General features: G+C 67.8%; 24 protein-coding genes. 7 read left to right on the forward strand and 17 right to left on the reverse strand.

Annotation, left to right across the window (positions count from 1 at the left end; translation table 11 throughout):
• Positions 1–5 precede the first annotated feature (5 nt).
• From aspS to VF651_11600, 3 genes are read right to left on the reverse strand one after another with little or no spacing between them, the layout of a single operon-like run.
• On the reverse strand, positions 6–1,793 hold the full coding sequence (aspS, locus tag VF651_11590; protein HEX7966343.1) for an aspartate--tRNA ligase: 1,788 nt from the start codon (positions 1,791–1,793) through the stop codon (positions 6–8).
• A 60-nt stretch (positions 1,794–1,853) separates the two neighbouring features.
• On the reverse strand, positions 1,854–2,570 hold the full coding sequence (locus tag VF651_11595) for a DUF502 domain-containing protein (GenBank protein HEX7966344.1): 717 nt from the start codon (positions 2,568–2,570) through the stop codon (positions 1,854–1,856).
• Complete coding sequence (locus VF651_11600) at positions 2,567–2,905, reverse strand: zinc ribbon domain-containing protein (GenBank protein HEX7966345.1); 339 nt, start codon at positions 2,903–2,905, stop codon at positions 2,567–2,569. The genes VF651_11595 and VF651_11600 overlap by 4 nt, the downstream gene beginning before the upstream one ends.
• Positions 2,906–3,032: 127 nt before the next feature.
• Between VF651_11600 and VF651_11605 the strand changes: the two genes are divergently transcribed.
• The 3 genes from VF651_11605 to VF651_11615 all read left to right on the forward strand — a co-directional run bounded on the left by VF651_11605 (position 3,033) and on the right by VF651_11615 (position 6,238).
• Complete coding sequence (locus VF651_11605) at positions 3,033–4,826, forward strand: ABC transporter ATP-binding protein/permease (protein ID HEX7966346.1); 1,794 nt, start codon at positions 3,033–3,035, stop codon at positions 4,824–4,826.
• Positions 4,827–4,831: 5 nt separating this feature from the next.
• Positions 4,832–5,653, forward strand: a complete 822-nt coding sequence (locus VF651_11610; protein ID HEX7966347.1) for an SDR family NAD(P)-dependent oxidoreductase — start codon at positions 4,832–4,834, stop codon at positions 5,651–5,653.
• Positions 5,654–5,722: 69 nt separating this feature from the next.
• The gene (locus tag VF651_11615) at positions 5,723–6,238 is read left to right on the forward strand and encodes a DUF4440 domain-containing protein (protein ID HEX7966348.1); all 516 of its coding nucleotides are present in this window, start codon (positions 5,723–5,725) and stop codon (positions 6,236–6,238) included.
• Positions 6,239–6,516: 278 nt separating this feature from the next.
• Here the strand turns inward: VF651_11615 and argC are convergent, their stop codons facing one another.
• Genes argC through VF651_11650 form a run of 7 tightly spaced genes read right to left on the reverse strand, consistent with a single transcriptional unit; the run spans position 6,517 to position 14,257 of the window.
• Positions 6,517–7,575 (reverse strand): N-acetyl-gamma-glutamyl-phosphate reductase, encoded by a 1,059-nt coding sequence (gene argC, locus VF651_11620; protein ID HEX7966349.1) that lies wholly within the window; start codon positions 7,573–7,575, stop codon positions 6,517–6,519.
• Complete coding sequence (locus VF651_11625; protein HEX7966350.1) at positions 7,572–8,597, reverse strand: hypothetical protein; 1,026 nt, start codon at positions 8,595–8,597, stop codon at positions 7,572–7,574. Before VF651_11625 ends, argC begins: the two co-directional genes overlap by 4 nt.
• A 19-nt stretch (positions 8,598–8,616) precedes the next feature.
• Complete coding sequence (gene argG, locus VF651_11630) at positions 8,617–9,819, reverse strand: argininosuccinate synthase (GenBank protein HEX7966351.1); 1,203 nt, start codon at positions 9,817–9,819, stop codon at positions 8,617–8,619.
• Positions 9,819–11,171 carry an argininosuccinate lyase gene (gene argH / locus VF651_11635; GenBank protein HEX7966352.1) on the reverse strand — a complete coding sequence of 451 codons (1,353 nt, stop codon included), beginning with the start codon at positions 11,169–11,171 and terminating at the stop codon, positions 9,819–9,821. Before argH ends, argG begins: the two co-directional genes overlap by 1 nt.
• On the reverse strand, positions 11,168–12,088 hold the full coding sequence (argB, locus tag VF651_11640) for an acetylglutamate kinase (GenBank protein ID HEX7966353.1): 921 nt from the start codon (positions 12,086–12,088) through the stop codon (positions 11,168–11,170). Before argB ends, argH begins: the two co-directional genes overlap by 4 nt.
• Position 12,089: 1 nt before the next feature.
• Entirely contained in the window at positions 12,090–13,094 is a 1,005-nt protein-coding gene (locus VF651_11645; protein HEX7966354.1) for an N-acetylornithine carbamoyltransferase, read from the reverse strand.
• A complete protein-coding gene (locus VF651_11650; protein ID HEX7966355.1) occupies positions 13,091–14,257 on the reverse strand; it encodes an aminotransferase class III-fold pyridoxal phosphate-dependent enzyme in 1,167 nt (388 codons plus the stop codon). Before VF651_11650 ends, VF651_11645 begins: the two co-directional genes overlap by 4 nt.
• A gap of 114 nt (positions 14,258–14,371) precedes the next feature.
• Between VF651_11650 and VF651_11655 the strand changes: the two genes are divergently transcribed.
• Positions 14,372–14,785, forward strand: a complete 414-nt coding sequence (locus VF651_11655; protein ID HEX7966356.1) for an arginine repressor — start codon at positions 14,372–14,374, stop codon at positions 14,783–14,785.
• Positions 14,786–14,816: 31 nt separating this feature from the next.
• Here VF651_11655 and VF651_11660 read toward each other — a convergent pair whose 3' ends face one another.
• The 6 genes from VF651_11660 to VF651_11685 form a co-directional block, all read right to left on the reverse strand.
• The gene (locus tag VF651_11660; GenBank protein ID HEX7966357.1) at positions 14,817–15,713 is read right to left on the reverse strand and encodes a hypothetical protein; all 897 of its coding nucleotides are present in this window, start codon (positions 15,711–15,713) and stop codon (positions 14,817–14,819) included.
• 127 nt (positions 15,714–15,840) lie between these two features.
• Positions 15,841–16,995, reverse strand: coding sequence for a GGDEF domain-containing protein (locus VF651_11665; protein HEX7966358.1), 1,155 nt, complete (start codon positions 16,993–16,995; stop codon positions 15,841–15,843).
• Positions 16,996–17,081: 86 nt separating this feature from the next.
• Positions 17,082–17,675 carry a YdeI/OmpD-associated family protein gene (locus VF651_11670; GenBank protein ID HEX7966359.1) on the reverse strand — a complete coding sequence of 198 codons (594 nt, stop codon included), beginning with the start codon at positions 17,673–17,675 and terminating at the stop codon, positions 17,082–17,084.
• A gap of 3 nt (positions 17,676–17,678) precedes the next feature.
• Positions 17,679–18,065 carry a cupin domain-containing protein gene (locus tag VF651_11675; protein ID HEX7966360.1) on the reverse strand — a complete coding sequence of 129 codons (387 nt, stop codon included), beginning with the start codon at positions 18,063–18,065 and terminating at the stop codon, positions 17,679–17,681.
• Between the two features lie 145 nt (positions 18,066–18,210).
• Positions 18,211–18,600, reverse strand: coding sequence for a hypothetical protein (locus VF651_11680; GenBank protein HEX7966361.1), 390 nt, complete (start codon positions 18,598–18,600; stop codon positions 18,211–18,213).
• 55 nt (positions 18,601–18,655) lie between these two features.
• Positions 18,656–19,600: a YafY family protein gene (locus VF651_11685; GenBank protein HEX7966362.1), complete on the reverse strand. Its 945-nt coding sequence runs from the start codon at positions 19,598–19,600 to the stop codon at positions 18,656–18,658.
• Between the two features lie 116 nt (positions 19,601–19,716).
• On the opposite strand from VF651_11685, the gene VF651_11690 reads away from it, so the two are divergent.
• The 3 genes from VF651_11690 to VF651_11700 are packed head-to-tail and all read left to right on the forward strand — an operon-like array spanning position 19,717 to position 21,645.
• Positions 19,717–20,313 (forward strand): hypothetical protein, encoded by a 597-nt coding sequence (locus VF651_11690; GenBank protein HEX7966363.1) that lies wholly within the window; start codon positions 19,717–19,719, stop codon positions 20,311–20,313.
• Between the two features lie 48 nt (positions 20,314–20,361).
• Positions 20,362–20,997: a LysE family translocator gene (locus VF651_11695; GenBank protein HEX7966364.1), complete on the forward strand. Its 636-nt coding sequence runs from the start codon at positions 20,362–20,364 to the stop codon at positions 20,995–20,997.
• A 12-nt stretch (positions 20,998–21,009) separates the two neighbouring features.
• Entirely contained in the window at positions 21,010–21,645 is a 636-nt protein-coding gene (locus VF651_11700; GenBank protein ID HEX7966365.1) for a LysE family translocator, read from the forward strand.
• A 33-nt stretch (positions 21,646–21,678) separates the two neighbouring features.
• Here VF651_11700 and clpB read toward each other — a convergent pair whose 3' ends face one another.
• Complete coding sequence (gene clpB, locus VF651_11705; GenBank protein ID HEX7966366.1) at positions 21,679–24,285, reverse strand: ATP-dependent chaperone ClpB; 2,607 nt, start codon at positions 24,283–24,285, stop codon at positions 21,679–21,681.
• Positions 24,286–24,363: the final 78 nt, after the last annotated feature.

Here is a 24,363-nt window from a genome sequence, read left to right on the forward strand (position 1 = left end):
ACCCCTCAGGAAACTTTGGGCTCGGTCGCCGGCAGCTTCACGCGGACGTGCAGCTCCTTGAGCTGGTCATCGCTGGCCACGGCCGGCGCATCCGTGAGCGGGTCCCAGGCGGTCTGGGTCTTGGGGAAGGCGATAACTTCGCGGATGTTCGGCGAGCCGGTCATGAGCATCACCAGCCGGTCGATGCCGAAGGCCAGGCCGCCGTGGGGCGGGCAGCCCGACTTGAGCGCATCCAGCAGGAAGCCGAACTTCATGCGCGCATCCTCGTCGCTGATGCCCAGCATGCGGAATACCGCCGCCTGCATGTCCTGGTTGTGGATGCGGATGGAACCGCCGCCGAGCTCGGTGCCGTTCAGCACCATGTCGTAGGCGCGGGAACGGATGCCGCCCGGGTCCTTCTCCAGTTCCGCCACGGAGTCCACTCGCGGGGCGGTGAACGGGTGGTGCAGGAACACCCAGCGCTTGTCCTTCTCATCCCACTCGAAGGCCGGGAACTCCACCACCCACAGCGGCGCCCACTCGCCCTTGACGAGGCCGCGGTCGTGGCCGAGCTTCAGGCGCAGCGCGCCGAGGGAGTCCGCCACCACCCGCGCCTTGTCGGCGCCGAAGAAGATCAGGTCGCCATTCTCGGCACCGGTGCGCTTGAGGATGCCGGCGATAGCCTCGTCGGACAGGAACTTCACGATGGGCGACTGCAGGCCGTCCTTGCCCTTGGCGGTGTCGTTCACCTTTATATAGGCAAGGCCCTTGGCGCCGTAGCGCGCCACGTAGGCGGTGCAGTCGTCGATCTCGCTGCGCGGCATCTCGCCGCCCTTGGGCAGGCGCAGCGCGGTGACGCGGCCAGCCGGGTCGTTGGCGGGACCGGCGAACACCTTGAAGTCGCAGGTCTTGACCAGGTCCGCCACGTCCACGAGCTCGAGCGGGATGCGCAGGTCCGGCTTGTCGGAGCCGTAGCGGCGCATGGCCTCGTCGTAGCTCAGGCGCGGGAAGGGGTCCGGCAGGTCCACACCCAGCACCGTCTTGAAGGTGTGGCGGATCATGCCTTCCATGATGCCGGTGATCTGCTGCTCGTCCAGGAACGAGGTCTCGATGTCGAGCTGGGTGAACTCCGGCTGGCGGTCGGCGCGCAGGTCCTCGTCGCGGAAGCAGCGCGCCACCTGGTAGTAGCGGTCGAAGCCGGACATCATGAACAGCTGCTTGAAGATCTGCGGCGACTGCGGCAGCGCGAAGAAGCGGCCCGGGTGGGTGCGGCTCGGCACTAGGTAGTCGCGCGCACCCTCCGGCGTCGGCTTGGTCAGGATCGGGGTCTCCAGGTCGATGAAACCCTGGCCGTCCAGGTAGTTGCGCAGGGTGCTGACGATGCGGTGGCGCAGGCGCAGGCGCTGCTGCATCACCGGCCGGCGCAGGTCCACGTAGCGGTACTGCAGGCGGCGTTCCTCGTTCACGCCCTCCTCGTCCAGCATGAACGGCGGGGTCTCGGCGGTGTTGAGCAGCATGAGCTCGTGGGCCAGCAGTTCCACCTTGCCGCTCGGCAAGTTCGCGTTCTCGGTGCCGGCGGGACGCTTGCGCAGCTTGCCCTTCACGCTCACCACGTACTCGCTGCGCAGGCGCTCGGCCTCGGCGAACACGGCGGCACGGTCCGGATCGAACACCACCTGCACCAGGCCCTCGCGGTCGCGCAGGTCGATGAACAGCACCCCGCCGTGGTCGCGGCGCCGGTGCACCCAGCCCGCCAGCTGCACCTCCTGGTCGAGGAGGAGTTCATTCACCTGGCCGCAGTAATGGCTACGCATGGAAAGTCCCGAAAATCAGTGGCTTATATTGAGAAGGCCCCTTTTCAGGGGCCGCGCATATTAAAGTCGGCGGGGCGGCTCCGCAAGCTGGGGCACCGTATCCCCACCGGTGGGATCGGGGTCGGACTTGCTCTCCTGAGGCCTGGGCCAGGGCGGCACGATCACGCCCAGGGAGAGGATCATCTTGAGCGCCTCGTCCACGGTCATCTCGAGCTCGATCATGTCTTCCTGCGGCACCATCAGCAGGAAGCCGGAGGTGGGGTTGGGCGTGGTGGGCACGAACACGCTGACCATGTGCTCCGGCAGCTTCTTGTTGAGCTCGCCCAGGGATTCGCCGGTCTGGAAGGCCAGGCTCCAGGTGTCCTTCTGCGGGTAGCGGATCAGCACCACCTTGCGGAAGGACCTGCCCTTGTTGGAGAACATGGTGTCGGATATCTGGCGCACCGAGGTATAGACCGAACGCACCAGCGGGATGTGCTCCAGGAGCTCGCCTCCCCACCTCAGCAGGGTGCGGCCCAGGTAGTTGCTGGCGACGAAGCCGGTGAGCAGCAGGATCAGCAGGACCAGGATCACGCCCAGGCCCGGCAGGTTGAAGCCGATCAGCTGCATCGGCTGCCAGGCGCGGGGGAACAGGAGCACCAGCCGGTCCATGTAGCCGATGAACAGCTGGAAGATGAACAAGGTCACGCCCATCGGGATCCAGATCACGAGTCCCGTGAGCAGGTAGCGGCGCACCCGCACCATCAGGCTGCGCTTGCGCAGCGGATCGAGGTTCATGCATCACCCGTCTTGGCGGCGCCGCCGGACTTGGCCTTCTTCTCCGGCTTGGGCTTGCTTGCCGGCTCCGCCGGCGCGGCTTTGGCGGGCTTGGATTCCTCCTTCGCCGCCGGCTTCTCGTCCTTGCCGCTGTCCGCCAGGTTCTTCTTCTGGCCGGACTTGAAGTCGGTCTCGTACCAGCCGCCGCCCTTCAGGCGGAACGAGGGCGCGGACAGGAGCTTCTGCAGCTTGGACTTGCCGCACTCCGGGCACTTCTTCAGCGGGGCGTCGCTGACCTTCTGCAGGACCTCGAGCTGATGGCCGCAGGCCTGGCACTGGTACTCATAGATGGGCATGGACGGTCTCACTGGCGTCTTCGGGGGGCGGCATCCATATATGTAAGAATGCGCGCGCCCGGGTTCAAGCCCGCCGGCGACGGGCGTGCCATTATAGCCGTTCGCGCCCGCCGCCTTCCGGAGAGACATGGAACCCGCCGCCCGCCACAACACCACCCTGCGTTCCCTGCTGCCCTATCTCTGGGAGTTCCGGGGCCGCGCCACCCTGGCCCTGGTGCTGCTGATCCTGGCGGACCTCGCCATGGTGGCGGTGCCGTGGGTGCTGAAGCACATCGTGGATGCCCTCAACCCGCAGCAGGCGCTCCTGGTGCTGCCTGTGGCCCTGCTCGTGGCCTACGGCACGCTGCGCTTCGCCGGCACCCTGCTGGGGGAACTGCGCGACGTGGTGTTCGAGCTCGCGACGCTCCGGGCCGCGCGCAGGGTCGCGCTCAAGGTGTTCCGCCACCTGCACGACCTGGACCTCGCCTTCCACCTGGAGCGCCAGACCGGCGGCCTGTCCCGCGACATCGAGCGCGGCAGCCGCGGCGTGAGCTTCGTGATGAGCGCCATCCTGTTCAACGTGCTGCCGACCATCATCCAGGTGGCGCTGGTCGTGGTGGTGTTCCTGTGGAACTTCTCCGACTGGTACGCGGTGATCATCCTCACCGCGGTGGCGCTGTACGTGCTGTTCTCCATCGCCGTGACCGAGTGGCGCACCCGTCACGTGCGGCTCATGAACGAACTTGACTCCAAGGCCAACACCCGCGCCATCGACAGCCTGCTGAACTACGAGACCGTCAAGTACTTCGGCAACGAGGAGTTCGAGGCCCAGTGCTACGACGCGGACCTCGCCAAGTGGGAGCACGAGGCGCTGCGCACCCAGTACTCCCTCTCCACCCTCAACAGCGGCCAGGCCCTGGTGATCGCGCTCGGCGTCACCGCCATGATGCTGCTGGCCGGCAGCCAGGTGGTGCACGGGCGCATGACGCTGGGCGACTTCGTGATGGTCAACGCCTATATGACCCAGCTGTTCCAGCCGCTCAACATCCTGGGCTTCATCTACCGCGAGATGAAGCGCTCGCTCACGGACATGGAGCGCATGTTCTCGCTGCTCGACCGGCACGCCCAGGTGGCGGACCGGGCCGGCGCCGAGCCGGTGCGCCACGCCAAGGGCCACATCCGCTTCGAGAACGTGCGCTTCGGCTACGGCCCGGACCGGGAGATCCTGCACGGCGTGGACTTCGAGGTGCCGGCGGGCTTCAAGGTCGCGATCGTGGGCCCGAGCGGCGCCGGCAAGTCCACCATCGCGCGGCTCATGTACCGCTTCTACGACGTGACCGACGGGCGCATCACGCTGGACGGACGCGACATACGCGACGTCACCCGCGCGAGCCTGAGGAGCCAGCTCGGCATCGTCCCCCAGGACACGGTGCTGTTCAACAACGACATCCAGTACAACATCGCCTACGGCCGCCCCGGCGCGCCCCAGGCGGAGGTGGAGCGCGCCGCCGAGCTCGCCCACCTCAAGCGCTTCATCGACTCCCTGCCCCAGGGCTACCGGACCACGGTGGGCGAGCGGGGCCTCAAGCTCTCCGGCGGCGAGAAGCAGCGCGTCGCCATCGCCCGCGCCATCCTCAAGAACCCGCCGATCCTGATCTTCGACGAGGCCACCTCGAGCCTGGATTCCAACGCCGAGCGCGCGATCCTGGTGGCCATGGAGGAACTGGCGGCGCACCGCACCAGCCTCGTCATCGCGCACCGCCTCTCCACCATCGTGGATGCGGACGAGATCATCGTGCTGGACGCCGGCCGCGTGGCCGAGCGCGGCACCCACCGCGGCCTGCTCAAGGTGGACGGGCTGTATGCCAAGCTGTGGGCGCTGCAGCAGCGGGAGGCGGAGGAGCGCCAAGCGGCGGCCGAGCCCGCGTTCCAGCTCAAGTGAGCACCGTGCCACGCAGCGTACTCATCACCGGCTGCTCCAGCGGCATCGGCCGCGCCACGGCCGCGCACCTCAAGGGCCGGGGCTGGCGGGTGATCGCCAGCGCCCGCAAGGCCGAGGACGTGGCGGGACTCAAGGCCGCCGGCTTCGAGGCGGTGCGGCTCGACGTGGCGGACTCCGCTTCCATCCAGGCCGCCCTGGCGGCGACCTGTGCCCTCACGGGCGGTCCGCTCGATGCGCTGGTGAACAACGCCGGCATGGCCATCCCGGGCGCGGTGGAAGACCTCTCTCGCGAGAACCTGCAACATCAGTTCGACGTGAACTTCTTCGGCTTGATGGAACTCACCCGCGCGGTGCTGCCGGTCATGCGCAAGCAGGGCCGCGGGCGCATCGTCATGGTGAGCAGCATCCTCGGGCGGGTGGCCATGCCCTGGCGCGGCGCCTACAACGCCAGCAAGTTCGCGCTGGAGGGCATCACCGACACGCTGCGCCTGGAGCTGCGCGGCAGCCCCATCCGGGTGGCACTGGTGAACCCGGGGCCCGTGAAGAGCCGCTTCCGGGACAACTCGCTGCACAACTTCGACGCCGAGGTACAGACCTCCAGCACCCACGCGGCGGAGTACGCGCGGCTGCGCGCCATGACGGGCACGCGCAAGGACCACCAGCCCTTCACCGCAGGTCCCGAGGCGGTGGCGGAGCGCATCGCCCGGGCGCTGGAGAGCCCCCGTCCCAAGGCCCGCTATTACGTGACCTCTCCCGCTTATATATTGTCTGCCGCCCGATGCATCCTGCCTACCGCCTGGCTGGACGCAGTGCTGGCACGGATCTAGGAAAGGCTTGCAAGGGGCAGGTCGCGGGCTATACTTCGGGCCTATCATCCGACCAAAAGGGCCTTCTCGATGAACACCCTCCGTCGCATTCCGGCGCTACTCATCCTCGCTTGCCTCGTCTCCCTGGCGGGCTGTGCCGCCCAGCCGATGCAGGACTCGCGCAGCATGCAGGCCGCGCAAGAGTCGATCCAGGACACCCACAACGCGTTCCTCAAGGCCTTCAATGCCAAGGACGCCGCGGGCGTGGCCGCGGTCTACACCGACGATGCGATCATCATGCCGCCCAACTACCCGGCGGTGAAGACCTCCATCGCGATCCAGACCTTCATGCGCGAGCAGCTGGTGCCGCCCATGACGGGGATGCTGCTCAACGTCGCTGAGACCCAGGTGACGGGCGATTATGCGTTCAGCTCCGGGTACTACACCCTGCTTGGCGAGAACGGCGCGACCCTGGACCACGGCAAGTTCCTGCAGGTGCTGAAGCAGCAGGGCCGTGACTGGAAGGTCTACCGCGAGGCCTACAACAGCGATCAGGCCGCCGCCCAGCCGGATGCCACCATGGCTCCCGCCGCCGCGACGCACTGAAGTCGTTAGGCTTTAGATGAAGGCCCGGAGCAGAGATGCTCCGGGCTTTTTCTTTTTGCGAAACCGCCTTAAAAGCGTCGCGAGCGCAGGCGCATCGCATGCGATGCGCGGGTGGGGCAGGAGCCCACCCAGCATTTCGCGAAGCAAGGATGCGAAGCGAATTGGGACGAGGCAACCAAGCCGCGCTCGCCGCTCTCGCACATCCCTGTGCTCCGCGGCACGTACGCATCCCTGCTACAGACAAAGTCATGCTAAGCGCAGCAGCTTTTAAGGCGGTTTCAGCCGGGATAGCTGCCTGCTTGCATGAGGCCTTCAGTCTCGGGAAAGCCCAATGCCAGGTTCATGTTCTGCAGGGCCTGGCCTGCCATCCCCTTCACCAGGTTGTCCAGCGCCGTCATCACCGCCACGGTGCCGTTCCTCGCCTGCCAGCCGATGTCGCAGAAATTGCTGCCCGCCACCGCGCCCACCCGCGGCGGTTCATTCCCCAGCAACCTCACGAAAGGCGCACTGCCGTAGGCGGCCTCCATGCGCTGCGCCACCGCCGCCGCGTCCAGGCCGGCGCGGAACTGCACCGTGGCGTGGATGCCGCGCACCATGGGCGCCGAATGGGGCACGAAGCCCAGGGCATAATCGCGGCTGCCTTCGGTGTCCAGGAGGCGCGTGATCTCCGCCTCGTGCTGGTGCGCCAGCGCCTTGTAGGCGCGGAAATCCTGGGCACGGGTGGGATGATGCGTGCCCTCCCCCGGCGAGGTGCCGGAGCCGGAGGAACCCGTGGCGGCGCTCACGGCGATGAAACCGAGACCCTGCATGCCAGCGAAGGGGAGCAGCGCGAGCTGGATCGCGGTGGCGAAACAGCCCGGGCTCGCGATGCGCTTCTTGCCCGCCAGCTCCTGCCGCCGCCACTCCGGCAGCCCATAGGTGAAACGCCCAAGGCCTTGGGGATGCGGATGGGGCTTGCCGTAGGCGTGCTGGAACACCACCGCGTCGTCCAGGCGGAAGTCGCCCGAGAGGTCGATGAGCGTGAGCCTCTCCTCGAGGCCCGCTGCCCTCCACGCCGATTCGAGCGCCGGCAGTTGCTGCGCCAGCTCGAAGTGCGGCATGGCGGAGAACACCACCGGGTGTTCCGCCCCGGCCAGGGCACGCCAGTCCGGCTCCGCATCGAAGCCGCCCTGCACCACGCCGCGCAGGTTCGGGTGCGCCTTCCAGAACGGCTCCCCCGCATGCTTGCGGGACACGGCGCGCAGCTTGCCCACCTGCGGATGCACGCCCAGCAGCCGCAGCAGTTCGCCGCCGCCGTAACCCGAACCGCCCAATATGTAGACGGACAGCCGGCTCATTGCCTGCGGATGCCCCGCTTGGCCAGCAACTCCAGCAGATGTTCGCCGAAGACCTTGGAATGGGTGCGGGCGTTGATGGCGCGCAGGCCCACCTCCCGCTCCACGAAGCGCACGCCCACGTTGTTGTCGGTGGCGGGACCGGTCACCACGTCGGCGTCGATGCCGTACTCGCTCTTGAGGTGGCGCACGCCGCCTGCCACGCCGACGGGATCGTTGGCGCAGAATACGAAGCCGGCGGTGAGCGCCTTCAGCTCCGGATCCGCCAGGATCGCCTGCACGCCGTAGTCGCCCATGATGCCGTCGCCGGTCTCGGCCACGATCACGTCAAGGCCGCGCCCGGAGAGCTGGGCGAACAGCGTGCGCGCCACCTGGTTCGCGCTGTCGTGTCCGGTGCAGACGATGCCGGCATCGGTGAAGTCATAGGTCACCTCGGCGCCGTAGTCGCGCATGCTCAGGGTGTCGCGCATCAGCGAGACGCCGGTGAGCTTGGCGCCGCCCACCCGGAAGCCCGCCTGGGTGAGCCGGCGCACCAGCGCGCAGGCGGCGGCGGTCTTGCCAGCGTTCATGCAGGTGCCGGCCACGTAGATGACCTTGCAGTCGAGCGTGCGTCCCTCTTCCTGCAGCGCGCCCATGCGGATGTTCGCCGCCTGCCCCTCCCGGGACTGGAACTCCGGGTACACCAGCACCTGCCCCAGCACCTCGAACTCGAAGGGCGAGCCCACCTCGGGGTTGTGGGAGACACACTCGCCGATGACGCCGCCCAGGTTCAGCACGTGCAGCACCTGGCCGGGCTCGACGCTCTTGGGCAGCACGCCCTCGTAGCCGTGCAGCGCGTTGCGATGGCCGAGCGCGCCCACGATCACGTCATCGCCGTGGATCACGTTCATGCGCCCGTGCACGTCCTCGAGCTGGTTGTACCCGGCCTTGTCCCCCAGGATGCGGCCCGCCACCACCGCTCCATGCTCGGCGCGGATGGACGGGGACAGGGTGAGGCTGCGGTCCAGCTTCAGGTTTCTGGTCACGGAAGCTATCTTGTCCGCATTAATTCTCACGGGAATCTCCCGCCTGCAGCGCCAGGATCTGCTGCACGCCGTAGAGCTTGGCGAAGCCGGCGGCCTCGGCGCCGGTCCACAGCCGGTTGGCCTCGCCGTAGCTCGCCACCTTGGCATCCATGAGCGAGTGCGGCGAGCGCACCCCGTCCACCGCGAAGGCCCGCGGGTAGAGGGTGAGCTGCACCTCGCCGGTGACCTGTTCCTGGCTGGAGGCGAGGAAGGCCTCCAGGTCCCGCGCCAGCGGGTCGAAGAAGTGGCCCTCGTGCAGCAACTGGCCGTAGAGGTTGCCGAGCGTATCCTTCCAGAAGAGCTGCTTGCCCGTGAGCGTGAGCTTCTCCAGCTCCCGGTGCGTGCCGATGAGGATGTGCGCCGCCGGCGCCTCGAAGCCCACCCGGCCCTTGATGCCCAGGATGGTGTCGCCGAGGTGCACGCCGCGGCCGATGCCGTACGTGTGCCCCACCGAATTCAACATGGCGATCAGCGCCACCGGATCGAGGGGCTCACCGTCCAGCGACACCGGCACACCCTGGATGAAGCCCAGGGTCATGCGCTTGGCCGGCAGGCCCGCCGCATCGATCTCGCCCCCCGGGAAGGCCGCCTGGGGCAGTACGCTCCAGGAATCCAGGGTCTCGCGCCCGCCGACGGAGGTGCCCCACATGCCCTCGTTCACGGAGTACTGCACGGTCTTGGCCGGGAACTCGAAGCCGTGCTGCTTGAGGAAATCCATCTCCTGCTGCCGGCTCAGGCCTAAGCTGCGGATGGGCGTGATGAGCTCGAGCTCCGGCGCCAGGGCGCGGAATGCCACATCGAACCGTATCTGATCGTTGCCGGCGCCGGTGGAGCCGTGAGCCACCGCGTCGGCCTTGAGTTCCTTCGCCACCGCCACCACGCTCGCCGCCTGGCAGACCCGCTCCGCCGAGACGCTGAGGGGATAGAGGTTGCCTCGCAGCACGTTGCCGTACACGAGGTAGCGCAGGTAGCGGTCGAAGAGCTGGCCGCGGGCGTCCAGGGTGCGATGCGCCTTGGCGCCGAGCTTCGGCGAGAGCGCCTCGATACGCTTCAGCTCCGCGGGACTGAAGCCGCCGGTGTCCACCGTGACAGTGGTGACCTCGTAGCCCTGCTCTTTCAGGTGCACCACGCAGAACGACGTGTCGAGTCCCCCGGAGAACGCCAATACAACATGCTTCTTCATCAGTTGCCCTCCCACAGCTGCTTGTCGGCGGCGGCGAGCCGCGCGCGCACTTGTCCGAGCCAGCCTTCGGCGCCGGCGACGTCCGCCTCGATGAGCTCCAGCCCCAGGTTGCCGGCGCCGCCCAGGTGACTGGCAGTGAGCGCATCGCGGTCCGGTTTGAAACGCCCGGCTTCGAGTTCCCGCGCCACCTGGCGGTAGGCGTCGCGGAACGGCATGCCCCGCTCCGCCAGCACATAGGCCTGGTGCGCAGCGTAGATGTCGTCGCTGCATGCGGAAGCAGCCCGGCTGGCATCCACTTCCAGCGTCGGCACCAGCGCGAGGAGCACGTCCAGCCAGCCCGCCATGGCATCCACCGCATCGAACAACGGCCTCTTCAGGAGCTGCAGGTCCCGGTGGTAGTTGGACGGCAGGCCGCTCGCAAGCTCCTGCAGCATCGCCGCGTAGCCGCGCAGTTCGCGGCAGCGGCCACGAGCCAGCTCCACCACGTCCGGGTTGCGCTTCTGGGGCATGATCGAGGAGCCGGTGGTGAAGGCGTCCGGCAGCTTCAGGAAGCCGAACTCCGGCATGGAGTACAGCGACACGTCCCACAGGAACTTCTCCATCACCAGGCCGATGGAAGCATAGGCGTTGAGCAGCGCCAGCTCGTGGCGGCCGCGGGAGTTCATCACGTCCACCGGCGAGACCTGCACCCCGGTGAAGCCCAGCAACTCCGCCGTGCGCTCCCGCCGGATGGGCAGCGGCACGCCGAAACCGGCAGCAGCGCCCAAAGGACATCTATCCAGCCGCGCGTAAAGCGCCTGCAGCGCCTGAAGTTCCTCCGCGAGGCCGGCGGCGAAGGCCGCACCCCAGAGCCCGAAGCTGGAGGGCATGGCCCGGCGCAGATGCGTGTAACCCGGCATGGCCTGCTGTGCATGGGCATGGGCGAACGTGCAGAACGCCCGCGCCAGCATGGCGGTGCGCTCCACCGCATCCAGCAGCGACTCGCGCATGTAGAGGCGCAGCGCCAGGATCACCTGGTCGTTGCGGGAACGGCCGAGATGGATGCGCTTGCCGGCATCGCCCAGCTCCGCCGTGAGCAGCGCCTCGATGGCGGTGTGGGCGTCCTCCTGCTCACGGCTTATCTTGACCTGTCCCTGGCGCGCCTTGCGGGCGATGCCCGCGAGCGCCGCGACGAGGGCGCGCGCGTCCTGCTCCGGCAGCAGGCCGGCTTCGGCGAGCATGCGCGCGTGGGCGGCGCTGCCTTGGGCGTCGTGCGCCAGGAGCCGCGCGTCCAGCTCGGGATCGTCTCCCACCGTGAACCCATGCACCGCCTGGTCCAGCGGCAGGCCCTTGGCCCAGAGCTGCGCGCTCACGCCGCCTGGTCCTTGGCCTTGGCTTCCCGTGCCACCAGCATGGTGCCGCTGCCCTGGTTGGTGAATACCTCCGTGAGCACCGCGTCCGGCAGCATGCCGCTCACGAGATGCACGCTGGCGACGCCCGCGTCCAGGGCGCGGCGCGCCGCCGCGAGCTTGGGCCGCATGCCGCCGGAGATCTTGCCGGAATGCTCCATCCCTTCGATGCCCCCCAGGGTCGCGTAGGGCACCAGGCTGGACGGACGGCCGAGGTCTTCCATCAACCCCGGCACCTTGAGCAGGAAGAACAGCTTCTCTGCGTTGAGCGCGGCCGCGATCTCCGCCGCCACGGTGTCGGCGTTGGTGTTGAACACCTCGCCCTTGTCGTTGGCCGAGAGCGGCGTCACCACCGGCACGTACTCGCCTGCCAGGAGGTGCTGCAGGAGCGCCGGGTTCACCTTGTCGATGTCTCCCACCAGGCCGAAGTCCACGAACTGGGCCTGGCCCGCGTCGTCCTTCATCTGCACCGGCTGGCGCTTGTGGGCCGAGAGCAGCCCGCCGTCCACGCCGCTGATGCCGGTGACCGGCAGTCCCGCGGCCCGGAGATCCACCAGGAGGTCCGTGTGCAGGCTGCCCGCCAGCACCATCTTGGCGGCATCCAGCACCTTGGCGGTGGTGACGCGCCGGCCGGCCACCTTCTGCACCGGCAGCTGCAGGCTCTCGCACAGGGCGTCGATACCGGTGCCGCCGCCGTGCACCAGCACCAGCTTGATGGAGAAGCTCCACAGCACCGCGAGCTGTTCGCAGACCGCGCGGCGCACCGCCGGGTCCTCCAGCACCTCGCCACCGAGCTTGAACACGAAGGTCTTGCCGCGGAACGCGCGCACGTACTGGGCTGCGGAACGCAGCGTGGCGTAACTGTCGGGGGCTACGGACATGTCAGTCCTCCTTATTGAGCAGCCGGTGCAGGAGCACCCGCTGCACGTGGAAACGGTTCTCGGCCTCGTCGATCACGCGGCTGGCGGTGCCGTCCAGCACCGCGTCCGCCACCTCCACGTTGCGCCTGACCGGCAGGCAGTGGAGGAAGATGGGATCGTGGGCCGCGGCCAGCACCTTCAGGTCCACCAGCCAATCCCGGTGCGCGGCGATGCGCGCCGGCGCATCGGCGGCGGGCACCGTGAGCGTGTTCGGTCCCCAGGCCTTTGCGTAGACCGCGCGGCTGCCCTCGAGGGCGGCGCGCCGGTCATGGGTGACGGTGACGGAACCGCCGCTCGCGCGGGCGTAGGCCCGCGCCTCCTCCACCACGCCGGGATGCAGGTCGAAGCCCTCCGGGTGCGTCACGCGCACCTCGCAGCCGGCGGCGGCGGCCGAGAGCAGGAAGGAATGAGGCACCGCCTTGGGCAGGGGCTTGATGTGGGGCGCCCAGGTCAGCGTCACCGGGAGGCCCTGGGTCGCACCGAAGTTCTCGCGCAGGGTGAGCATGTCCGCGAGGCCCTGGCAGGGATGCTCGCGGGCCGATTCCATGCTGATGACCGGCACGCCGGCCAGCGCGCGGAACGCGTTCAGCACCGGGTCGGCGGCGTCCGCGTCGTCATCCGTGAGCGCGCCGAAGGTGCGCACCGCCAGCGCGTCGGCGTAGCGGCCCAGCACCGGGATCGCTTCCTTTATATGCTCAGGCCGGTCGCCGTCCATGACCGCGCCGTCCCGGTCCTCCAGCTTCCAGACGCCGTTGCCCACGTCCAGCACCACGGCGCTGCCGCCGCCGCGCAGCATGGCCGCCTCGAAGGAGGCGCGGGTGCGCAGCGAGGGATTGAAGAACACCATGCCCAGCAGCTTGCCCGCGAGGTGCGCGCCGGGGGCCTGCCGCTTCCAGCGCAGCGCCTCCTCCAGCACCGAAGCCACGCCGGCGACGCCCAGGTCCGCGATGTGGGTGAAATGCTTCATGGATGGAAACCGCGTACCGCCGCGAGCAGCGCGTCCACCGCCGCGTCGCTCACGTTGAGGGGCGGCATCAGGCGCAGCACCTCCGGGTCCGAGGAACCGCCCACCAGGATGCGCTGCGCCTGCAGCGCCTTCTTCAGGGCCGCGGCCTGCGCGCCGGCCTTGAGGCCCAGCAGCAGGCCCTCGCCCCGCACTTCCGTCACCATGCTGCCGGCTAGTCCGGTCCGGATGCGCGTGGCCTGGCGCGCGGCGTTCTGCATGAGGCCTTCGTCGCGGATCACCTCCAGCGTCGCCAGCAGCGCGGCGCAGGCGAGCGGCCCGCCGCCGAAAGTGCTGCCCAGGTCGCCGGGCTTGAGGGCACGCGCGATCTCCGCGGTCATGAGCAGCGCGCCCATGGGCACGCCCGAGGCGATGCCCTTGGCGAGGGTCATGAAGTCCGGCTCCCCACCATAGAGGTCCGCAGCGAACGGCGTACCCAGGCGGCCCATCCCCGTCTGCACTTCATCGAAGATGAGCAGCGCGCCCTGGCGGCGGCACTTCTGGGCGAGCGCCGCGAACCAGGCGCGGGTGGCGGTGCCGACGCCCGCCATGGATTGGATAGGCTCGACTATCACTGCTGCCGATCCAGAGAGATCCGCGGCGTCCAGTGCTTCGAGGTCGCCGAAGGGCAGGAAGTCCACCGGCGCCAGCAACGGCCCCAATCCCTGCTTCAATGAGGCCGAGTCCGTGACCGAGAGCGCCAGCAGGCTGCGGCCATGGAAGGCGCCCGTGAACGCCGTGTAGCGGCCGCGGCCCGTGAGCTGGGCGGCGAGCTTGAGCGCGGTCTCATTGGCCTCGGCGCCGGAGTTGCAGAAGAACACCGAGGCGATGTGCGCCGGCGCGAAGGCCACCAGCGCCCCGGCCGCCGCATCCCGCACCGGCAGGCGCGCCGCCGCGGAATAGAAGATGAGCTGGCGTGCCTGCTCCGCCACGGCGGCAGCCACCCTAGGGTGGCTATGGCCGGTGGCGGCCACGCAATGGCCACCGTAGAAATCGAGATAGGCACGGCCCGCTTCGTCCTGCACCGCCTCGCCCGCACCGGAAACCAGTGCGAAGGGATAGGGAACGTAGGTAGGGAACAGCGCCGGGACCTGCGTGTTTTGCGGGGAATCCTTGAAAATATGCATTATTGTGTGAATAAAAATGATTTAAATGGAATATAATTCGTTTATATACACACAAATTCTGCTTAATGCAATACTATATGCATAGATATTTACGAGCCTATGACGGGGCGAACCATGACGCTGGATGAGGCGATCCTGAGACTCGCGGAAGAGCGGGAAGTGACGGACCAGGCGGTGTTCCTGGACCTCTTGAAGCGGGAGGGCCACAAGGTCACCCAGCCCACGCTGTCGCGGCACCTGAACAAGCTCGGCGTCCAGAAGCTCGCCGGCCGCTACCAGCGAGTGGACCCCATGCCCACCGAGCTCCCCGCCTACGCCGTGTCCGCCGCGCCGCCGAACCTCGTCATCATCAAGACCCGCCCCGGCTACGCCCAGGCGCTGGCGGTGCTCCTGGACGAGCACGCCATCGACGGAGTGGTGGGGACCCTGGCGGGGGACGACACGGTGTTCATCGCCGTGACGCCGGAGAAGAAGATGCGCGAGGCCGTGGAGACGGTGCGCGGGATCCTGGAGAGCCGCTCCGGCTGAGCAATCCCCAGCCGGAGCGGAGAAGGCTGTCTTATTGGGCGCCGGGCGGCGGCAGCGGGATCTCCTCGGCGATCAGAAGCTTCCACCCGTCCGCACCCTTGCGCCACACATGCATGTAGGTGCCCTGGGGCGTGAGGTGCGCCGTGTCACCGGTCTTGTAGGTCATGCCGTAGAGGTAGCCCAGGTCCCCCGACTTGGCCACGCTGCCACCCAAGGGGAACCATTGCAGGTCGGAGAGCGCGTCCGGCACCACCGTGGCCATCTCTGCCTTCCCCAGCAGCGGCTGGCCGCCCAGCATCAGCACACGGATGTCATCGGTGCCGGAGAGCCGGTATGCGGTGCGCAGGCCCTTGTTGATGGCGTCGTTGGAGAACACGGTATCGGCGCGCATCATGGCGTCGTGCAGGTCGTCCACGGAAGGCACCGCGCCGCTGACGGCGGGAAGCTGCGCCACCTTGGAATGCGGCGCCAGCGGCTTGGCCTTGTCCTCGGCCGGATGGTCTATGCCGGCATCGAACAGCGCCTTCCAGGTGCCGGTGGAGTCCTTGGCCCAGATGCTCAGCCACTCACCGTAGGCGGCCTGCTGCTTGCCCTCCTCGTCCCAGTGCGCGGTCCAGGGACCCGTGTCCACGCCGAAGTCGCCGGAGGCGGATACCAGTGCGTATGAGGGGTACCACAGCAACTGCGTCTTGCTGGCCTTGCCCTGGGTATAGCGGTCGAAGGCATTGACCGGCTGCGGCCCGAAGGTGATGGACTGCTTGTCCAGGTACTTGAGGAAGCCGTCGCGGATACCGTGCTTGGCCACCTCGGCGGCGAAGTCGTATTCGTTCTGCACCAGGCTCACGGGCGCAGTGTGGGTAGTGCGCGCGGCTTGCGCGGCGGGGACCAACAGCAGGGAGGAGAAGACGAAGGCGAGGATCTTATGCATGGCGTACCCTTGGAGATTCCCCTGATTGTTATGGACTAAGCATAGACCTTTCACCGGACAGGATGTTCCACGGCGGTGCCCGACCGCACAGGCACCCGACGAAACAGCGGATTTTAGCGACGGATGGTCATTCGTCCCCGGCCGTCACCTGGTTACGGCCGCCGCGCTTGGCGCGGTACATGCGCCGGTCCGCGGTCATGTAGAGACGGTCCCAGTCCTCCCCATCCTCGGGGAACACGGCGATGCCTCCGCTCAGGGTGGCGGTGGGCGTGGCCGCCTCCTCGTACTGCGCACCCGCCACCGCCTCCCGCAGCCGGTCCGCGGCACGCAGGCATTCCGCGCGGCCGTGCTGGGGGAGGATCACCAGGAACTCCTCGCCCCCGATGCGGCCGAGCACGTCCTCGCCGCGCTTGTGGCGCTCGAGCGTGGCGGAGATGTGCCGCAGCACTGCGTCGCCCACGTAGTGGCCGCAGGTGTCGTTGATCTGCTTGAAGAGGTCGATGTCGAACAGCACCAGGCCGAAGCTCTGCCGCTGGCGGCGGCAGCGGGCCACCTCCTCGTCGAAGCGCTCATGCATGGCGCGCCGGTTCGGCAGCCCGGTGAGCAGGTCGGTGTAGGCCGAGCGCCGGAGATCGTGCTCCATCAGCCGCACCTCCACCCACATGAGGCCGAGGGTGGAGGACACCACCAGCAAGAGCTGGAACGCGGAGAACGCCGCCTGCAGGGTGTCCACCCGCGCGAGGTCGGAGCTGCCGCCGATGGCGATCCAGATGAGTGCCAGGCGCGCGTTCCACACCATCAGCGTCAGCAGGATGGTCCCTACCAGGAAGTTGGCCGCGGCGCGCGCGGCGGCCGGCGGATGATGCAGGAGCTGCCAGGACACCACCACGTACTGCAGGCTGGCGTAGAAGGTCGGCGCGGCGAAGTAGACGATGAGCGGGCCGTGCAGGAAGTAGTTGAGGACCAGTATCCCCACCACCACCGCGAAGCCGCTGCCGGTGAGCACCAGCGCAGGCCGCAGCGGCACGTGCATGAACACGGCGCGGGCGGTGAGTAGGGCCGAGAGGGAGATCAGGCTGTCGCCCAGCATCCGCCCCAGGTCGCCGGCCATGCTGCCCGTGGCGAAGATCACCAGCATGCCCAGGGCGTAGGCGATGAGGCCCCAGCCCCACAGGCGCAACGCCAGGGACTTGCGCTCGCCGCGCGCCACCACCAGCACCAGCACGCCCATGAGCATGCTCATCATGAGCAGGCACAGCAGCAGCACAGCCGAGAGCTTCACGCCGGCGATCTCCCCCTAAACCATCCGCCCGGCCCCGGAGGACCGGGGTCTTGCGTCCGGTATTCTACCTTCGGGGCAGCGGCAGTTCAGGCGCGCCGCTCGTACTTCCAGTTGTAGTTCTTCCCCTCGCTGAGCCACTTCAGCGCGGTGGCGAGGCGGCGGGCGCGGGTCGCTTCCTGCTTCGCACCGGTGATCCATTCCACGTATTCGTTACGGTGGCTGGCGCTCAGGGCCTTGAAGGTGGCGGCGGCTTTGGGCTGGCCCTTGAGCGCCCGGGCGAAGTCCGCCGGCACCCGCAGCGGCGCGGCCTTGCGCCGGGCGCGCCCCGGCACCTTCACGTCCTCGAGGTTGAGCCGTACCGCCTTCTTTATATAGGCGGCGAGCTTGCGGTCGGAAGGCAGGTCCTTGAGGCTCGTGACCCGGCCGAAGCTGCCCATGGCGCCATCCTTCCCGTCCAGCACCAGCTTGCTCTTCCAGAAGCCGAAGGCGCAGTGCCGCTTGAACGCCGCCATGTTGCAGACGATGCCGGCGTGGACGAAGCTCGGCATGCCCCACTTGAGCGTCTCCTCGATGTCCGGATCCGCCTGGTGCATCAGCTTGCGGAGGTGCCTGAGGATGGGCTTGGCGAAGTCCGCGGACTTCGCGATGTAGGCATCCACGCGTGGGTCTTTCTTACCCATGGCTCAGTCTCCGGTGGGTATGATCCCGGCGTTCTCGATCATCAATATGATAGAGCGTTCCGGCGCGCGGGTGCGGTGCACCACCCCCTTGGGCACCGTGAAGCCCTGGCGCGGCCTGAGCTCGACAACGCGATCCTCGAGGTCCACGCAGAACAGGCCCTCGATGCAATAGAAGAACTCGTCGTCCTCCTCGTGCTTGTGCCAGTGGTACTCGCCCTGCATCACGCCGAGGCGCACCACCGAGCCGTTCACCTTGGCCAGGGTCTGGTTGAACCAGGGGTGGGTGACGGCGTCGATGACGGGCTGCAGGTCCACCTTCTCCAGCGGCTTGAACAGCACGTCGAGGCGCGTGTCGTAGGGGAAGTCGGCGGGATCAGTCTTGTTGGCCATGGCCGGGGCCTCGCGTGAGCGGGACGCAGGCCAAGGATGCTAAATCAATCCAGGCGGGAAAGCTGTTGTAATTTCACGGATTCATTGTTGTAAATCCACGGCAAGCCGCGGCCGGAAGGCGCCGGAGCGCCTCCCGGCCTGGACATCACGGGTTGGGCAAGCTCGAGCACTTGTAGTAAGCGACCTCGGCGTCCTTGAAGGCATTGACGTTGAAGCCGCCGATGCTGGTCTCGCTGGGGATGATCACGAAGGCGTAGTTCGCGCCCTTGGAAGGCGCCTTGTCCACCGCGCCCTGGGTGATGCGCTCGATCGCAGCGGCCTTGTCCATGTTGCCGGAGAGGCCGAAGTCCTCCTTCTCGCGCACCACCTGGGTGCAGCCGTAGTCGGACTTGGGTTCCGCCTGGCCGGCCATGACCCGCTGGCCGGTCTTGGCGGTGTAGTTCTTCACCGTCAGGCCGCCCATCATGTTCGAGATGGACGAGCAGCCGGTCACGGCCGCCAGTGCGAGGATGAATACGGGAAGCTGCTTGGACATGGTCATCTCCTTCTTATGAATGGGATAGCCAACCCTGGCACAAGTATCGCACAGGCTAGGCCAAGGCCTTAAGCCCGGCGGCGTGGTGCTGCAACGCCTCGCGCAAGGACATGGGCGCGCGGATCTCGAACCGGAACGACAGCCGCGCGAGCTGCCGCGCCATCCACTCGATGCCATCGGTGCGGGTCTTGAACAGTAGGCCGCCTCGCTGCGGCTCGAACAGTCCGATGTTCTCCCCCAGCTCGAGCATGGCGGTCTCGAGGTCGGTCTCGAGCCACACCTCCACCGATATCGCGCGCGGCAGCGTGGCGATGCTGAAGTCCAGGTGCGCGCCCGCGTCGAAGTCCTCCGGACGCGTGAACCTGGTCTCGAGCATCTGCACTTCCTCCACCCGGTCGAGGCGGAAGGAGCGCAGCCCCTGGCGCAGATGGCAATGGCCCCCCACGTACCAGCAGCCCTTGCGGTAGAGCAGGCCGTAGGCGTCGAAGTCCCGCTCGCTGCCCTCGCCCTTGGAGGAGCGGTAGCGCATGTGCACGCGCCGCCCCTGCTGCGCCGCCGCGCTCAACACCGCCAGCGCCTGGTTGTCGCCGGGCGGAGGCGCGGAGCTCAAGTCGAGGCTCACGGTCTCGTCCACCGCGCGCACCCGCTGCTTGAGGTTCGCCGGCATCACCCGCTCGAGCTTGGCCTGGGCGCTGGCGACGGCGGAGTTCGCCTCCGCGAGTCCCAGGCTGCGCGCCGCCAGGAGGCCCACCGACAGCGCCAGCGCTTCGTCCTCGTTGAACATCATGGGCGGCAGCTTGAAGCCGGCCACCAGGAGGTAGGCGCCGTGGCGGCCGCGCTCGCTGGTGATGGGTATCCCGAGGTCCTCCAGCGCGGCGATGTAGCGGCGCAACGTGCGCCCGTCCACCTCCAGGCGGCGCGCGAGCTCGGCCCCGCTCATGCGCCCATGGGTCTGCAGGAGCTCGAGGACAGCCAGTACGCGGGTGGTGGGACGGGACATGATCCACAGTTTAACTTCAATTAGGACTTAAAACGCCCTAATTACCCCCTACCGTGCGTCCCGAACCCCATCGGCCCCTTGGGCCGCTGGGTCCCCCAACCGAAGGAGGAACGGACATGCACAAGACTTACCACCCCTATGGCCTCATCGCCGCCGCCATGGTGCTCACTGCCTTCGGCGGTGTCGCCTATGCCGAGACCCCTGCCGCCACCGCCGGCCCGGCGGTGCGGGACGGCTCCCACGACTTCGACTTCGAGATGGGCAAGTGGAATATGCACAATCGCAGGCTGGTCAAGAAGTTCGTGGATTCCCATGACTGGGCGGAGTTCGAATCACACAGCGAGGGGAGCTTGCTTCCCGGCGGCATGGGCAACCAGGATGTGTACCGCACGGACTTCTTCAAGCCGGGCTTCGTGGGCCTCACCTACCGTCTCTACGATCCGCGCACCGGACTGTGGAGCATCTACTGGATCGACAACCTGAGCATGCAGGGCACCTTCCTGCCGCCGGTGGTGGGCAAGTTCACCGGCAACGTGGGAGTGTTCGAGGGACCCGATACCTACGACGGCAAGCCCATCGTGGTGCGCTACACCTGGACGGTGAACCCCAAGGGCTCGCCCATCACCGCGCACTTCGAGCAGGCCTTCTCCGCGGACGGCGGCAAGACCTGGGAGACCAACTTCGTGAACGACATCACGCCGGCAGGCCGCTGACTCCCGGCTTGTGAGAGACTGCCCGCCGGGCGCCGACGAGGGGAACCCATGACTGACTACGGCCATCTCTGGCTCTTCTTCGTGTTCGTGCTCGGCATCATGCTGCTGCCGGGCCTGGACATGGCCTACATCCTCGGCAGCGCCCTGGCGGGCGGCCGCAAGTCCGGCGTCATGGCGCTCCTGGGCGTGGCGGCCGGCGGCACCTGCCACGTGGTCGCGGGCGTGCTGGGCATCAGCGTGCTCCTGAAGCTCTATCCCGCCGCGTTCCAGTTCATGCTGCTGGCGGGCGCGCTCTACATCGCCTGGATCGGCTTCAGCATCCTCAGGAGCGCCTCCGCGTTCCACCTGCACCCGGACGGCCGCAAGCGCACGCCGGCCGCCACCTTCCGCCAGGGTATGGTGACCTGCCTGCTCAATCCCAAGGCCTATCTCTTCATGCTGGCGGTGTTCCCGCAGTTCCTGCGACCGGAGTACGGCGCGCTATGGCTGCAGGGCGTGGTGATGTGGCTCATCATCCTCACCGGCATGGCGGGGGTGTACGGGCCACTCGCCTACGCAGCCGGCAGCGTGCGCACCTGGCTGGAGGGCAATCCCGCCTCCGCCGTGACCGTGAGCCGGGTGGTGGGCGCGATGCTGATGGCAGTGGCGGTGTTCACTGCGGTGGACGGCTGGCGCGGGGTCTGACCACAATAGGGCATGACCCACACCGCCCAGCTTTGGCTCTACTTCCTTCTGGTCTTCGGCGTCATCCTGCTGCCGGGGATGGACATGGCCTACGTGCTCGCCAGCGCCCTCACCGGCGGAAGGCGCGGAGGCCTGGCCGCGGTGGCCGGCATCGTATCCGGCGCAGTGTTCCACATGGCGGCGGCGGTGCTGGGCGTGAGCGTGCTGCTCAAGCTCTACCCCGCCGCGTTCCAGGCGCTGCTGCTGGCGGGTGCTTTCTACCTGGCCTGGGTCGGCTATTCCATCCTGCGGCGCGCCTCGGTGATACGGCTGCACCCGGACAGCGTGGTGCGCTCACCGAAGACAGCGTTCCGCCAGGGCATGGTGAACAACCTGCTCAACGCCAACGCCTACGTGTTCACGCTGGCGGTGATCCCGCAGTTCCTGCGCCCGGAATACGGCCCGTTGTGGCTGCAGGGCACGGTGCTGTGGGGCATCGGCGCGGTATGCCAGGTGGTGGTGTACGGTTCGGTGGCGCTGCTCGCGGCCAAGATGCGCAGCTGGCTCGAGCGCGATCCCGCCGCCGCGGCCCGGGTCGCGCGGGTGGTGGGCGTGATGCTGGTCCTGATGGCGGCGCTCACCGCCGTGAACGGCTGGCGCGGCGTGTAGCAAAGAAAAAGCCCGCCGAAGCGGGCTTTTCCATCAGCCATTGGCGGCCTTGGGCTTGGGTGGCTTGGCCTTGCTGAAGCCGAAGCCGATGTCCCGCGCGTCCACGGTGATGGTGTCGCCGGGGCCGAACTCGCCCGCCAGGAGCTTCTGAGCCAACGGGTTCTCCAGCTGCTGCTGGATGGCACGCTTCAGGGGCCGCGCGCCGTATACCGGGTCGAAGCCGGCCTTGCCGAGCTTGTCCAGCGCCGCGTCCGTGACCTCGAGACCCATGTCCCGGTCCGCGAGGCGCTTGAGCAGGTGCGCGATCTGGATGCGCGCGATGGAGCGGATCTGGGCCTGGCCCAGCGGGTGGAACACCACCGTCTCGTCCACACGGTTGATGAACTCGGGGCGGAAGTGGCCGCCCACGATCTCCATCACCTTGTCCTTCATCTTCTCGTAGTTCTCCTCGCCGCTCATGTCCTGGATCACCTGGGAGCCCAGGTTCGAGGTCATGACCACCACGGTGTTCTTGAAGTTCACGGTGCGGCCCTGGCCGTCCGTGAGGCGGCCGTCGTCCAGCACCTGCAGCAGCACGCCGAACACGTCGGGGTGCGCCTTCTCGACTTCATCGAGCAGGATCACGGAGTATGGTTTGCGGCGCACGGCTTCGGTCAGGTAGCCGCCTTCTTCGTAACCCACATAGCCCGGCGGCGCGCCGATGAGCCGGGCCACGGAGTGCTTCTCCATGAACTCGCTCATGTCGATGCGCACCATGGCCTCGTCGGTGTCGAACAGGAACCAGGCGAGCGCCTTGGTGAGCTCGGTCTTGCCGACGCCCGTGGGCCCCAGGAACAGGAACGAGCCCAGCGGCCGGTTCGGGTCGGCGAGGCCGGCGCGGGAACGGCGGATGGCGTTCGCCACCGCGCGCACCGCCTCGTCCTGCCCGACCACGCGGGCCTTGAGGGCGTCCTCCATGCGCAGCAGCTTCTCCTTCTCCCCCTCCAGCATCTTGGACACGGGGATGCCGGTCCAGCGGGACACTACCTCGGCGATCTCCTCGGCGGTGACCTTGTTGCGCAGGAGTTGGGTGGGCTGGTTCTCGGTAGCGCTGGCCTGGGCCAGCTTCTTCTCCAGTTCGGGGATGCGGCCGTACTGGATCTCGGACATGCGCGAGAGGTCGCCGGCGCGGCGCGCCGTCTCCAGTTCCGCCTTGGCCTTCTCCAGCGCCTCCTTGATCTGGGTCGCGCCCTGCACCTGGGCCTTCTCGGCCTTCCACACCTCCTCGAAGTCGGAGTACTCCCGCTCGAGCTTCTTGATCTCCTCCTCCAGGGTATCGAGGCGGCGCTTGGAGGCCTCGTCCTTCTCCTTCTTGAGGGCCTCGCGCTCGATCTTGAGCTGGATCAGGCGGCGGTCCAGCTTGTCCATGGCCTCGGGCTTGGAGTCGAGCTCCATGCGGATGCGGCTGGCGGCCTCGTCGATGAGGTCGATGGCCTTGTCGGGCAGCTGCCGGTCCGTGATGTAGCGCTGGGAGAGCGTCGCCGCCGCCACGATGGCGGGATCGGTGATCTCGACGCCGTGGTGCACCTCGTAGCGCTCGTTGAGGCCGCGCAGGATGGCGATGGTGTCCTCGAGGGTGGGCTCGTCCACCAGCACCTTCTGGAAGCGCCGCTCCAGGGCCGCGTCCTTCTCGACGTACTTTCTGTACTCGTCCAGCGTGGTGGCGCCCACGCAGTGCAGTTCGCCGCGCGCCAGGGCGGGCTTGAGCATGTTGCCGGCATCCATGGAGCCCTCGGCTTTGCCGGCGCCGACCATGGTGTGTATCTCGTCGATGAAAAGGATCACCCGTCCCTCGTTCTTGGCGATGTCGTTCAGCACGCCCTTGAGGCGTTCCTCGAACTCGCCGCGGAACTTGGTGCCGGCCAGCAGCGCGCCCATGTCGAGCGTGAGCACGCGCTTGTCCTTGAGCCCCTCCGGCACCTCGCCGTTGACGATGCGCTGGGCGAGGCCCTCCACGATGGCGGTCTTGCCCACGCCCGGCTCGCCGATGAGCACCGGGTTGTTCTTGGTGCGGCGCTGCAGCACCTGCACGGTACGGCGGATCTCGTCATCGCGGCCGATGACGGGGTCCAGCTTGCCGGACTCGGCGCGGGCGGTGAGGTCGATGGTGTACTTCTCCAGCGCCTGGCGCTGGTCCTCGGCGGAGGCGTCGTTCACCTGCTGGCCGCCGCGCAGCTCGTCCACCGCGGACTCGAGGGCCGCCTTGGTGGCGCCGGCCTCCTTGAGCGCATCGCCCAGCGGGCCTTTCGCGTCCAGGGCCGCGAGCACGAAGAGCTCGGAGGAGATGAATTGGTCCTGGCGCTTCTGCGCCAGCTTGTCCGTGAGGTTGAGCAGACGGTTGAGGTCCTGGGACACCTGCACGTCGCCGCTGTGGCCCTGCACCGTGGGCAGCCGGTCGAGCTGGGTGTCGAGGGCGTTGCGCAGCAGGTTGAGGTTCGCCCCCACCTTGGCCAGCAGCGGACGGGTGCTGCCGCCTTCCTGGTCCAGGAGCGCGAGCATGAGGTGGACCGGCTCTATATAGGCATGGTCCTGCCCCACGGCCAGCGACTGGGCGTCGGCCAGGGCCATCTGGAACTTGCTGGTGAGTTTGTCGATTCGCATGGCTTTATTGCTCTTCGGATGAGTGTAAGCCCCTGAAAAGGCGGGGCAAACCGAATGAACAATAAATGGGGCTCAGGA

Source organism: Gammaproteobacteria bacterium, assembly GCA_036383255.1.
Classification (GTDB): Bacteria; Pseudomonadota; Gammaproteobacteria; order Natronospirales; family REEB76; genus DASUBN01.